At 44.6% G+C, this 13,612-nt stretch carries 9 protein-coding genes; 6 read left to right on the top strand and 3 right to left on the bottom strand.

All coding sequences use genetic code 11. The features are described from left to right. Positions 1-50: 50 nt before the first annotated feature. Positions 51-308, top strand: a complete 258-nt coding sequence (locus ACO05P_RS09565) for a hypothetical protein (protein WP_421750427.1) — start codon at positions 51-53, stop codon at positions 306-308. A 36-nt stretch (positions 309-344) separates the two neighbouring features. Here ACO05P_RS09565 and ACO05P_RS09560 read toward each other — a convergent pair whose 3' ends face one another. The 3 genes from ACO05P_RS09560 to ACO05P_RS09550 form a co-directional block, all read right to left on the bottom strand. After that, positions 345-1,016, bottom strand: coding sequence for an endonuclease III domain-containing protein (locus ACO05P_RS09560; RefSeq protein WP_421750425.1), 672 nt, complete (start codon positions 1,014-1,016; stop codon positions 345-347). A gap of 57 nt (positions 1,017-1,073) precedes the next feature. Beyond that, entirely contained in the window at positions 1,074-1,421 is a 348-nt protein-coding gene (locus tag ACO05P_RS09555) for a hypothetical protein (RefSeq protein WP_421750423.1), read from the bottom strand. 68 nt (positions 1,422-1,489) lie between these two features. Then, positions 1,490-3,886: a TonB-dependent receptor domain-containing protein gene (locus tag ACO05P_RS09550; RefSeq protein ID WP_421750421.1), complete on the bottom strand. Its 2,397-nt coding sequence runs from the start codon at positions 3,884-3,886 to the stop codon at positions 1,490-1,492. Positions 3,887-4,148: 262 nt separating this feature from the next. On the opposite strand from ACO05P_RS09550, the gene lpdA reads away from it, so the two are divergent. The 5 genes from lpdA (at position 4,149) to ACO05P_RS09525 (ending at position 13,608) form a co-directional block, all read left to right on the top strand. Further along, positions 4,149-5,546: a dihydrolipoyl dehydrogenase gene (lpdA, locus tag ACO05P_RS09545; RefSeq protein ID WP_421750419.1), complete on the top strand. Its 1,398-nt coding sequence runs from the start codon at positions 4,149-4,151 to the stop codon at positions 5,544-5,546. Positions 5,547-5,734: 188 nt separating this feature from the next. After that, a complete protein-coding gene (locus ACO05P_RS09540) occupies positions 5,735-8,893 on the top strand; it encodes a response regulator (RefSeq protein ID WP_421750417.1) in 3,159 nt (1,052 codons plus the stop codon). Continuing rightward, a complete protein-coding gene (locus ACO05P_RS09535) occupies positions 8,890-10,143 on the top strand; it encodes an anthranilate synthase component I family protein (protein ID WP_421750415.1) in 1,254 nt (417 codons plus the stop codon). The genes ACO05P_RS09540 and ACO05P_RS09535 overlap by 4 nt, the downstream gene beginning before the upstream one ends. Positions 10,144-10,156: 13 nt before the next feature. Continuing rightward, the gene (gene tilS, locus ACO05P_RS09530) at positions 10,157-11,467 is read left to right on the top strand and encodes a tRNA lysidine(34) synthetase TilS (protein WP_421750414.1); all 1,311 of its coding nucleotides are present in this window, start codon (positions 10,157-10,159) and stop codon (positions 11,465-11,467) included. Between the two features lie 20 nt (positions 11,468-11,487). Next, positions 11,488-13,608, top strand: coding sequence for a protein-disulfide reductase DsbD family protein (locus ACO05P_RS09525; protein WP_421750413.1), 2,121 nt, complete (start codon positions 11,488-11,490; stop codon positions 13,606-13,608). Positions 13,609-13,612 lie beyond the last annotated feature (4 nt).

The following is a 13,612-nucleotide window of genomic DNA, read 5'->3' as shown; positions in this document are numbered from 1 at the left end:
AAGCGATTACGGATTTTTCACTTTGCTTGAGAATACCCTAAATTTGGTAGATGGACCTTCAAACCGAAAAACTTAAGCTCATAAATTGGATTTCAAAGCAGGATGATGAATCCGTTATTGCTTGGCTATCTGAGTTGGTGAAGCTTAGGAATGACGCTACTTCTAAAGTTATAGGTCCGCAGTTCCCCCATAATGATGATCATAAGCGCATTCTTGACCAAAGATTGGAGGAACACCATTTAGATCCAAACTCAGGTAAAGTTTGGAGTGCTCTTAAATCAGAGCTGAACAGCAAGTATGGCCTATAGCCATTATAAAAACATTACAACAGTGTTGCCTTAATTTCAAGCCATCAATTTCAAACCTTCCTCCCCGAAATTTTCACGAATTAGGCTCTTGCGTCCAATCTTGCGCGAAATGAAATCCTTGTCCAGCGACCAGCCTCTGGCCGGACTGTATTGGCGTCCGTAATAAATGATCTGCAAATGCAGCTTATTCCATTTATCCTTGGGGAAAAGTCGTTTGGCATCTTTTTCGGTTTGCTCAACCGATTTGCCATTGCTCAAGTTCCAGCGAAACATCAGGCGGTGGATATGCGTATCTACCGGAAAGGCCGGGTAGCCAAAACCCTGGCTCATCACTACCGATGCCGTTTTATGTCCAACCGCCGGTAAAGCTTCCAAAGCTTCGAAATCGGCAGGCACCTGCCCTTCATATTTATCCAAAAGAATATGAGACAAGCCATAAATACCCTTTGATTTCATCGGGCTTAAGCCACAGGGACGGATGATATCCTGAATTTGCTCCTGACTCATCTTTACCATGTCCCAGGGATTGTCCGCCTTTTCGAAAAGCAAGGGTGTGATTTGATTTACTCTTTCATCAGTACATTGAGCAGATAAAAGTACCGCAATGAGCAGGGTGTATGGGTCTTTGTGGTTCAAGGGAATGGGCGTCTCCGGATAGAGTTCCTCCAGGGATTGAATCACAAAATCAACTTTTTCAGATTTGGTCATAGCTTGTTAAAACAAGGTTTCGGCGAAATTAGGCATCCCACCGAAACCTGAAAGCTTTTACCATTCGCGCCACTCTTCAGTGATGTCTTCGTGCTCCTCATTAAACCCTTTGGCTTGGCCAGCTTTAATGATTAGTTCACAAACATCTTCGCGTTGATCGGTCTCAATCAATTCGTAGTCGCAATTGACATTGAGGTCATTTAGGGCTAAAACCGTTTTCTCCACCGCTTTCATGCCGGCCTCACGGTCGCTAGCCGCTTCCATTTCATTCAGGAAATTCTTAAGTAAGCCGAGGCATTGTTTTACCTCTTCGGCGCTGTATGCGGCCTCTTCATCAGCGATATAATCCAACATGCTGTCTTTAATGCGATCCAGCAATTCTTGTTGGGCAGAGCTAATATTCATAATAGGAATTTAAGGGGTTTTTAATCTTCTCAAAGATGGAAAAATAATGACGCCCTTAGCCCCGTATTTTAGTTTACCCGCTTACTTTCATCTTCTAATCCACCTTCATCTAGCTTAAGCTTTTTCACTTGCTCATTGCCAAAGCGATAGCTCAGTCCAAATTCAATTTGACGACTGTCATGACCGCCGGTGCCACTTATCGATAATCCGCCATAAGACATGCGTCCGTACCAGGGCGAGCTGAAGAAGACATCATTGAAATTCACAAATAACTTTAGCTTATCATTCATAAAGCTCTTGCTAATCGAAGTGTTTAATGCGCCTAAGCTTTTAGTGCGATAGGTGCCGCCCCACAAACTGGGTGAACTCCACCAACCCGAAATCTGCCATTGCCAATTATTTCCCAGGTTAAAATTGGTTTGGGCATATAAAGATACAGTGAGTAAGTCAACCGCTTGAAAGCTTATATCGCGAGGAATGTACCAGGTTTGAAAGGTATTAAGGCTTATATAGCTATTCCACCATTTAGAATGTTTAAAAGGACTGCCAAAGCTTAGGCTCAGGCTGCGGGTATCTGCCACATTACGGGTAGTGAGGGAGCTGCGCTTTTCCCCAACGGTATCGGTTATCTGAGCAAAGAAATTTTGGGTGTAGGAATAGGAAAGAGAGGTGCTGGTTGAATAACGATATAGGTGACCAATCCGAATATTGTCGCTAATCTGTGGGATCAGAAAAGGGTTCCCCTGGTAAAAGGTAAGCTCATCTCTTTGGTAAAGGAAGGGGTTTAAATTCTGGTAATTGGGTCTTTGAATGCGACGGCTATAGCTCAGTGTCCATTGGCTCATGGGATTCTTTTTATAACTCAAAGAAAGGCTGGGGAACCAGTTACCATAATCTCTTTGCACCAGGCTGTCGCCGGATGCGTCTAAAGTATAGAGCTGTCCTTTGGAAGTGGTGTGTTCATAGCGCAAACCTGCTTGCAGGCCCCAGTTTTGCCAGTCGCGAGAAGTCTCAATATAGCCCGCTGAAATTGCTTCGCGGTAATCAAATAAATTACTGCGATTGGGGTCTTGGACACGAACACTGTCCAATAGATAAAAGTTGAAATCATTGGCGGTTCTTACTTCCGACCATTTAAGGCCACTATTGAGATTCCATCCTCCTAGGTTACGGCTGTAGTCTGCCTTGGCGCTGTAAAGGTCAAACTCGCGATCGGTAGCCATTTGAAAATGTCGAGAGGAGAGCAGTAATTCTTCACTGTCATTTACATAGCGATTAGGTTGGTCGGTGGCGCTTTGCGCTGAGAAACGTCCTTGGTCGAGGTCTATCCCTAATTGATTTTTTTCGTTTTGCCAGCGGTAATATACATTGCTAAAAAGACTGTAGCTTTCATCTTCCGTTTGCCCTTTGGAAAGGAGTACTTGGGTAGTGGCTCCGCTGCTGTCTGGTATAATAGGAGTACGACTGCTGCTGAGATTGTCGCTATTACTAAGGGCTCCTTTAACCGAAAAACCCAGGCTGCTTTCTTTGCTCAGCCTCCAATCAGCACCCAAACGCGAATTATAGGATTTGTTGTTGCTATGCACGAATGAGCGCTGGTCGAAATCAATATTATTTTGACTGCGGTAGAGGTCCATGAAATTCCGATTCTGATTCAGTCCATATCCTACCGAGGCCAGCAATCGTACCGCCTTGCGGTTGTGATAAAGATTAAGATTTCCATTATTACGTGGGTAATAGCCCTGGGTATAGCGATGCGAAAAGGAGCCAGTAGTGCCCAGGCTTTTGTCGCGCTTTAAAACAATATTAATAATACCCGCATTTCCTGCGGCATCGTATTGCGAACCCGGTTGGGAGATGATTTCTACTTTTTCAATCTGATCGCTCTGGAGGTTTTTCAGATAGGCATTTAAGTCATCTCCTTGGAGATTTAGAGGACGTCCGTCTACAAAAACTTGAACTCCACTGCGGCCTTCTAAAATAAGATTGTCGTTTTGGTCGACGAATAAACCCGGAGCTGCTCGCAGTAATTCCTGGGCGGATCCACTACCCGCGCTAAGGTTGGCATCAATATTAAAAATGGTTTTTCCAGCTTCGGCCTGAATCATAGGCTTTTCCGCTTCCACTTGCACTTCATCCAAAACACTATTGTCTTCTTGCATAACAATATAACCCAGGTCTAAGATCTTACCTTGATAATTCAGATCGGAGATAAATAGGGTTTTCATACCAATCAGCTGCAGCTTTAAATAGAAATTCCCAATGGATGGTGGACGCATTGTAAACTGTCCTTCCATATTAGAGATTTCCCCTTTTAGTAGACTGGAATCGGCGGAATTAAAGAGGATGACATTCACAAAGGGAAGTCTCTCACCTTTACTATCATGGATAGTTCCTCGGATAGAGGCTTGCCCAAAGCTTAAAGAACTACTAAGAAGAAATAGGAAGAGTACTAGTTTTTTCATGGCTCAAAGATAGAGTTCTAATCCCCGGTTTTTTCTTATAAAAAGCCTAAAGCGGTTAAGTAGAACTAATAGGTCGGTAGATCGTTACTTTAAGTAGTTAAATTGATTTTACCCGCAGGAAAGGGGAATTGGGAGATGGGATTATTGCGGGGAAAGGAACATTTAGAGCCAGAGCTTTAGTCGGCTTCCCTTTTTCGCTAAAATCAGGCGCTTAGCCCCGAAGATTCCCTAATTTTGCTCTTCAAAATCTAATCAAAGATCCATGGATAAATTCGACGTAGCCATTATAGGCTCCGGACCTGGAGGTTATGTGGCCGCCATTCGTTGTGCTCAGTTAGGAATGAAAACTGCCATTATCGAAAAGTACGCCACCTTGGGTGGAACCTGTCTTAACGTAGGTTGTATTCCCTCCAAAGCCTTGCTTGATAGCAGTGAGCATTTTCACAATGCCGAAAAAAGCTTTGCCGATCACGGAATTGAAATCAACAGCCCAAAGGTGAACTTTGAGCAAATGGTGGCTCGCAAGCAGTCGGTAGTTGATCAAACCTGCGACGGGGTGAAATTCCTAATGGATAAAAATAAGATTACCGTATTCCAGGGTATGGGTTCTTTTGTAGATGAGCATACTATTGCCATCAAAGGTGAAGAAGAAACCAAAATCGAAGCCAAGAATATTATCATCGCAACCGGTTCCAAGCCAACCGAATTGCCTTTCGCTAAATTTGATAAAGAGCGTATCATCAGCAGTACCGAAGCTTTAAAATTAAAGGAGGTGCCTAAAAAGATGATCGTTATTGGGGCGGGTATTATTGGCCTCGAATTAGGTAGCGTTTACGCTCGTTTGGGTGCTGAAGTAACTGTGGTTGAATATTTAGATCGCGCGATTCCAACTTTCGATGGCGCCCTAAGTAAGGAGATTACTAAATCCCTAAAGAAATTAGGCTTGAAGTTTAACTTTAGTCATAAGGTAAGCGATGTAAGTCGCAAGGGAGATACAGTTGTAGTTACGGCTACAAACAAAAAAGAAGAGGAAGTTACTTTCGAAGCGGATTACTGTTTAGTAGCGGTGGGTCGTAGTGCCTATACCGCTGGTTTGAATTTGGAAGCAGCCGGATTAAGTGCAGGTGAGCGCGGTAAGATTGAGGTGAATGATCATTTACAAACCGCCAAATCCCATATCTACGCCATTGGTGATGTAATCAAAGGTGCAATGTTGGCGCATAAAGCAGAGGAAGAAGGTGTATTTGTAGCGGAAAGCCTTGCAGGGCAAAAACCACATATCAATTACGATTTAATTCCAGGAGTAGTGTATACCTGGCCGGAAGTGGCCAGCGTGGGTAAAACGGAAGAGCAACTTAAGGAGGCTGGTGTTTCCTATAAATCGGGCTCATTCCCCTTCCGCGCCTTAGGTAGAGCACGAGCAAGTGGCGATGTAGAAGGCCTGGTGAAAATCCTTTCTGATAAAGAAACGGATGAAGTTTTAGGCTTCCACGTAATCGGACCTCGTGCTGCTGATTTAGTAGCGGAGGGAGTAATTGCTATGGAATTCCGGGCTTCGGCAGAAGACATTGCTCGTTCGAGCCATGCGCATCCCACTTTTGCAGAAGCAGTGAAGGAAGCGGCCTTAGCGGCAACTGACAATCGTGCATTGCACGTTTAAGTTTATATTTGAAATAGAATATTGAAAGAGGCCCGGATTGAGGGCCTCTTTTGTTTTACTTTATAAACTAGCTTTGTGCTATATCCAATGCTGGGATGCGTAATATTAAATGGGCTTACATAAGTTATATCCTGCTGATAGTCTTTGTCAGTTTCCTTTTGTACCTCTTTTTAAATAGTACGCATGACATGCAGCTTCTTGATGCCCAGCGGATTAATCTGGCGGGGCGACAAAGAATGCTCTCCCAGCGCTTAGTAAAGGAAGCCTTGCATATCACCGAATTTACCCAGGTTCGGGAAGTGCAAAAAAGTTGCTCGGATCTGGAGCAAACTATAAAGCTTTATCAGGAACTGGAAGAGGCCCTTGCTGATGGTCCATTGTATTGGAAGGTAGAGAAGGAATCTCGGCTAACCGTAGATTCACTCCATGAACGCTATAAGAGTTTACGGGATCGATACCTGGCTACCGCGCAGGAAGTTGGCGGATACTGCCATGGTAGTTTAACGGCAGAAGAATCGCGAAGCCTGGCCTTAAATATGCTGGCCGATAGTGATGCTATGCTGGCTTATCTGGAATATGTGGTTCGCGAATATTCCAAGGATGCGCGCATTAAAAATGAAGAGGAACACCGCCTCAATACCTTTGCCTTTTTGGTGGTGGCTTTCACTTTTATTCTCCTATCCATTTTATTCTTTTTACCCATCTTCCGTCAGCATAAGCGCGAATATGCCGCTCGCTTAAAAAACCTGGAAACCAGTCGTGAGACCGGCAAGGAGTTGGGGCGCTTATTGGAAGCCGAGAAGGACTATAATCTCGAATTGCAAAGACAGCGTAATGCTTTGGCTACGAGTCAGGAAGAGCTAAAGTCCTATGTAAAGGAACTGGAGATGGCTCGTCAAAAACTAAAAGGTAGTGAGAGTGAATTATTGGGGGTAATCGATAATTTACCGGTAGGAGCGATCCTGGTTCAGGGTGAGAATTTATTAGTAAATAAAGAGGCCAGTAAAATCTTAGGCTTTAGTCCTGATGAAATTGATTCACCGGAAAAATACTTTGAGAAGGTCTATCGGGAGAAATCCATGGACATTATTAATCAGTACAAAGAAGTACTTGAGCAAGGTGGAATTGAACCCTTCTTATTTCCGATCTATCGCAAAGACGGAGAAAAGCGGGTTATTGAATTTGGAGGCTATAAATTTAATCGGGGTGTAGTTTGGACCCTCAATGATATTACCGATAAGCGCAAGGCAGAGCGTACCTTAAAGCGCAATGAGGAAGCCATCCGGAAACTGTATTCCATTTCTGCCGATGCCAATTTGAATTTTGAGGAAAAGGTGCAGCAAATATTAGAACTGGGCACCGAGCGATTCCGCTTACCCGCCGGGGTAGTAACCGAGTTCAGTTCTGATGGAAAGTATTATGAGGCGGTATATGCCCATAGCATCCACGACACGGTGGAAATAAAGCGCCAATTACCTCTGAAAGGCACCTTAAGTGCGCTCATTCAAAAGACACATAATGCGGTGGCTTTCCACAATGAAGCTACTGCACCGGAGTTTGTCAATCAAGCTGAAAACTTTCCCATTAAAGCTTATTTAGGGGCCCCAATTGAAACCGATAATGGTTTTTATGGTACGTTGAACTTTAATAGTCCCAAGCCAGTACGCTCGCCCTTTACCGAGAATGATACCGACCTATTAAAATTGATTGCCCGTTGGCTGGGGGCAGAGATCTCTGCCGAACAATCGCGTCGCCAATTAGTAGAGGCTAAGGAAAAGGCAGAATTAGCTGCCACCGCTAAAAGTGAGTTCCTGGCCACAATGAGCCATGAGATCCGTACTCCAATGAACGGGGTTATTGGCATGACTTCCCTGCTCTTGCAAACTAAGCTTGATGATGAGCAGAAAGACTATGTTAATACCATCCGCTTAAGTGGCGATACCTTATTAAGCATCATTAATGATATTCTCGACTTCAGTAAAATTGAAGCCGGAAATATGGACCTGGAAGAATATCCTTTCTCCATTAAGCAATGCGTAGAAGAATCGGTAGAACTACTGTCTAATAAGATTAGTGAGAAAAACCTGGAGCTGATTTACAGCATCGATCCTAAAATCCCAAATTATATCATTGGTGATATTACCCGCCTGCGTCAGATTTTAATCAATCTCCTCAATAATGCTGTGAAGTTTACGGAGGCAGGTGAAATTGAAATCAGAGCTGAGTTACAGAATTATTCCAAGCAGGAGTATGAGGTTCACTTCCTGGTACGAGATACGGGTATTGGTATGAGTAAGGCCCAACAGGAAAAACTCTTTAAGGCCTTTAGTCAGGCTGATAGCTCTACCACCCGTAAGTACGGAGGAACGGGCTTGGGATTGGCTATTTCACAGCGGCTCACTCGATTAATGAAGGGCGAAATTTGGGTAGAGAGTAAGCCCGGGCAAGGCTCCAGTTTCCACTTCACAATCAAAGTGGAGCAGGCCGAAGATCAGATTGATAAAAATGAGGAACGTATCCTAAGCCTGCTGAAAAATCGCAAGGTGATGGTGATTGATGATAACCACACCAACCTCCGGGTCTTTATCAAGCAATTGCGAATTTGGGGCATGCAAGCTTTTTCCGAATCGGACTCTCGCATTGGACTGGAAACCTTGGTGAAGGAGAATTTCGATCTGCTTATCACCGACTTTGAGATGCCAATGATGAATGGCCTGCAATTGAGTAAAAAAATTAAGGAGGTAAAACCAGACTTACCGATCATTATGCTAAGCTCCGCCTATTTGGAATTGCCAGAAGCGGAAAAGCATGAACTTTTTAAATATTACCTCTCCAAGCCGGTAAAGCATTCGCAATTGATGACTTGCATGGGGGATATCTTTAAGGATAGCTCTGCCCCTCAGGAGTTAAAGGTGCAAAAAGAGCCGACTAATGAAGAGTTGTTGGAAGATCTGGGAAATCGTTTCCCTTTACGCATTCTATTGGCTGAGGATAATGCGGTGAATCAAAAACTGGCCGTACTCACTTTGAAAAAAATGGGCTATAGCACCGATATTGCTGGCAATGGACTGGAAGTTCTTCAGGCATTAGATCGCCAGCAATATGATCTGGTATTTATGGATATCCAGATGCCGGAAATGGATGGTATGGAAGCCACCCGCGAGATTATTGCAAAATACGGTGATAAACGTCCGGCTATCATAGCTATGACCGCCAATGCTATGGAAGGCGATCGGGAAAAATTCCTGGATGTGGGCATGGACGATTATGTAACCAAACCCATCAATCTGAGGCTAATTCAAAATATGCTACGCAAGGTGTACCTCAAAGAGTATTCGCAAGAATGAGTGAAGGCTTTCGGTTTTTATGGCCAGAAGCGGCGCAAAAGTGGCAGCAACTAGAATCCCTGGCCGCGAGTTCTGAGCATTGCATTTTGCTCGATTCCCATCAACATCGCGATTCCTATGGTTCCTGGGATAAGGTTTTGGCCTGGGGGGCAAGAGCCATTTATCAAGGTGATTTCGAGGGGCTAAAGTCCTTTCGGCAAGAGCATAAAGATTGGCTATTTGGCCATTTGGCTTACGATCTTAAAAATCAACTGGAAGATTTAAATTCGCGTCATCCCAGGAAACTGGACTGGGCAGATTTGCAATTTTTTATTCCTGAAACGATAGTTCTGCTAAAGGGCGATCAAATTCAAATAATTTCCTGGCGCTATGCCAATACTCAGGCTTTAGAAGCAGACTTGGCACCACCGCAAGTGCAAGAATCCCTTTCCAATTTAAAGTTTGAAGCACAAACTTCGCGAGAAACCTATCTGGAGGATATCCAGTCCTTGAAGCAAGAATTGCAATACGGTAATATTTACGAGATTAATTACTGTACGCTTTTTGAGGCTCGGGGGCCGATGCGTCCTTTGCAGCGATTTCAGGAGCTGAATGAAAAACATCAGGCACCCTTTAGCGCCTATTATCGGGACAAGCAGCGTCATTTACTTTGTTTTTCACCCGAGCGTTATTTGCGCAAGCAAGGCGCTGAACTGATTTCGCAGCCTATCAAAGGAACAGCGCCGCGTGCGCAAGATCCGGTGCGCGATCAGGAGCAAAAGGCACATCTCCTAAGCTCCGAAAAAGAACGGGCCGAAAATGTGATGATAGTAGATTTGGTGCGGAATGATTTATCGCGAACCGCTCGTACCAATTCGGTAAGCGTACCCGAATTATTCGGCTTGTATAGTTTCAATGCAGTACATCAAATGATCAGCACGGTCCGCAGTGAATTGGATAGCAATCGCTATACTTTGGAAGATGCATTGCGTTATTCTTTTCCTATGGGTAGCATGACGGGGGCGCCCAAAGTATCGGCCATGCAATTAATAGATCAGCATGAGCATTTTCGTCGGGGCCTGTATTCCGGAGCCCTGGGCTATATCGATCCCGAGGGAAATTTTGATTTCAATGTGGTAATTCGCAGTATTGCTTATGATTCCGAGCAGGACTATGCTCAAGTGGCGGTAGGCAGTGCCATTACTATTCATTGCGATGCCGAAGCGGAATATGCGGAGTGTTTATTGAAAGCGGAAAAGCTCATTCGCTGATTACCTTTGCATCATGCTCGATACTTTACAGGCGGCATTAGCCAAATATGATATTGATTCGCGCGATAAGCTTTTGCTGGCCATCAGTGGTGGTTTGGATAGTGTGGTGCTTTTACATGCCCTTTTGGAACTGGGCTTTCAAGCAGAATTGGCCCATTGTAATTTTGGATTAAGGGGAGAGGCATCAGAAGAGGACGCGCAATTTTGCCAGCGTTTGGCCCAACAACATGATCTGCCCATTCATATAAAGAAATGCGAGACTGAGACCTATGCTCAGGAGAAAGGTCTCTCCATCCAGATGGCGGCACGGGACTTGCGCTATGCCTTTTTTGAAGAATTAGACCTTTTGGGGAATTACCGTGCGATACTTACGGCTCATCACGGCGATGATCAATTGGAGACCATGATCTTTAAACTGGCTCGTGGTAGTGCCCTGGAAGCAGTAGCCGGCATTCGGGAAAAGCGGCAGAAATACCTGCGACCTATGTTGGGTATCCTGCGCAATGAAATTGAAGCCTTTGCCAAAGAGCGAAAATTAACTTGGCGTGAAGATGCCTCAAATGCCGAAACCAAATACCTGCGCAATGCTTATCGTCATCGACTGATTCCCTTATGGGAGGAGATTCAGCCTGACTTAAAAGGTAAAATGTTGCTTAGTTCGCGCTTATTGCGGGAGCAAAGTGAGGCCTTGGATGAATTGCTCGAGGAAAAATTGTCGCAAGCTTTAGTTCGGGAAGAAGATTGGGAGCGGCTGAATTATGATTCGATGGTAGATAAAGCCTGGTTTGGGCAATTGCTTTATAAGTGGCTTTCGCCGAAAGGCAGATGGGATTGGCCTGCAGTGCATCATTTATGGCAGAGCCGCAAAGGACGCTACACCGAAAATGAAGCTTATCGTCTTTACCAGGGGGAAGCCTGCTATGAATTACGCAAACAAAGCAGCAGTCAAAGCGTCAATTTGAAGATTGCAACCGACGATTCGCAAATTGATAATCCCATTCAGTTGGATTTTGAGGTATTGCCGCGCGAAAAGGTGAAGTTGGACGGCCTTAGAGAACATCATTTTCTCGACTATGAGGCCTTAGAATTTCCACTCATTTTGCGTAATTGGCGCGATGGAGACCGATTTCAGCCCTTAGGTATGTCAGGAACCAAAAAGCTAAGCGACTATTGGATTGACCAGAAGATGCCCATGGCCGAAAAAGACAGCCAATTGGTATTGGAAAGCGCGGGAGAGATTGTAGCCTTGATTGGCCACCGTATCGACCATCGTTTTCGGGTCCGGAATTCGACGAAAACCATTTACTTTGTTCGACTTAAATAAATTTCTCTAAGCCATCATTGATGAGATTACTAAGCACCTTTTTGACCCTCTGCCTGAGTGTATTTTTTGCTTCTGCTCAAATTTTAGATCCGGTTGATGTAAAGTTTGAAACCAAAGACCTGGGAAATGGCCAAATGGAACTGATTGCCAAGGTGACCATGGAACGCGAGTGGCATATTTACTCGGTAAAAACCCCCGAGACTTCCATGATTATTGGGGCGGATTTTGTTTTCACTCCTAATTCTTCCTATAAGTTGGTTGGAGGATTGATAGAACCAGAACCACATTGCTATTATGACTCTCTCTACATGGAGGACCTCTGTTCTCATGAAGATGTGGTGCGTATCCGTCAGAAAATCCAGGTGCTTAGCGCCAAGGATTTTAATGTGGAAGCCGAGTTTTCCTATCAAACTTGTAATGCTGAAACTTGTTTGGCCCCCGAGTATGAGCCTCATACCTTTAAGATAAAAGGCTATCAAGGTGCCGCTAAGGAGGAGCCAAAGGCGGATGATTCGAAAACTAGCACAAGCACTACTTCAAGTACTGAAGAAACCGGGGATACCGGTGCTATATCGGTACCTGGGGAGAAGATGGAGATAGATTATACTCAGGGTGAGGAAGTAGTCCAAGCTGAGACCGAGAGCTCCGAGTCAGATCAGGCATCCGAAATTGAAGCTGATAAAAAAGATAAGGTGCCCAGTATGTGGGGGACCTTCATACTCGCATTTCTGGGAGGTTTTTTAGCGCTGCTAACTCCTTGTGTATTCCCTATGATTCCGCTTACCGTAAGCTTCTTCACTAAACAAAGTAAGAACCGGGCAAAAGGAATTGCCAATGCTTTAACCTACGGGGCTTCTATTATTGTAATCTATACTTTATTAGGCTTCTTAATTGTAAAGGTATTTGGTAGTGATGCCCTGAATGCACTGTCCACCAACCCTTGGATGAATCTGGCCTTCTTTGTTCTATTAGTAGTGTTTGCCATTAGCTTCTTCGGAGCATTTGAGATTACGCTGCCTAGTTCCTGGGTGAATCGTAGTGACCGTGCGGCAGATAAAGGTGGGATCATCGGTATCTTCTTTATGGCCTTTACCCTGGCTTTGGTGTCCTTCTCTTGTACTGGTCCTATCATTGGAACCTTATTGGTAGAAGCCGCCAGCGGTGGTGTGCAAGGTCCACTAATCGGGATGTTTGGCTTTAGCTTAGCCCTGGCCCTGCCTTTCGCCTTGTTTGCAGCCTTCCCTGGCTGGTTGAACTCATTACCCAAGAGCGGAGGTTGGTTAAACTCTGTGAAAGTAGTTCTAGGTTTTGTGGAATTAGCCTTTGCTTTTAAGTTCTTAAGTACCGCGGATCTGGTTTGGCAAGCCCACATTTTACCTCGCGAATGGTTTATCGCTATTTGGATTGGTATTGGAATCTTGTTGACTGCGTACCTCTTAGGTAAATACCGCATGCCTCATGATAGTCCATCGGATAAGGTTTCAGTTTTCCGTTTAATACTGGCCGTAATTACCATCAGCTTTACCATTTATTTAATTCCTGGCTTATGGGGTGCACCATTGAAAGCAATTTCAGGATTCCCTCCACCTATGTTCTACAGTGAATCGCCACAAGGAGTGGGCGCAGCGGCAGCTCCAACTGTAGTGGCTAGCACTGCAGCAGAAAGCCATATCCCGGAAGGAGCTGATCCGGATCATTGTCCGCATCAATTGAATTGTTTCCATGACTTTGAAACGGGTAAAGCCTATGCTGAAAAAGTGGGTAAGCCAATTCTGCTCGACTTTACCGGTTGGGGCTGTGTTAACTGTCGTAAGATGGAAGAGCAGGTGTGGAGTGATCCCAAAGTATTGGAGATTCTTCGTAATGATGTAGTACTCATTTCTCTTTATGTTGACGAGCGTGCCAAATTGCCTAAAGAAGAGCAATATGTAAGTGAATTGACCGGGGATGAGGTACGTACAGTAGGTAAGAAATGGAGTGAGTTCCAACGCGAACATTACAAGTCCAACTCGCAACCTCAGTATGTGCTGATCAATCACGAAAGCATGAGTCCCTTAAATGGTACTACTGCCTATGATCCCGACATTCAATTGTATGTAGATTGGTTGGAAGAAGGGATTTCCAAATTCGAGCAGCAGTAAATTC

Origin of the sequence: Croceimicrobium sp. (genome assembly GCF_965228705.1) — a bacterium.
Classification (GTDB): Bacteria; Bacteroidota; Bacteroidia; order Flavobacteriales; family Schleiferiaceae; genus Croceimicrobium.
This window is presented reverse-complemented; position numbering and strand designations above follow the sequence as displayed.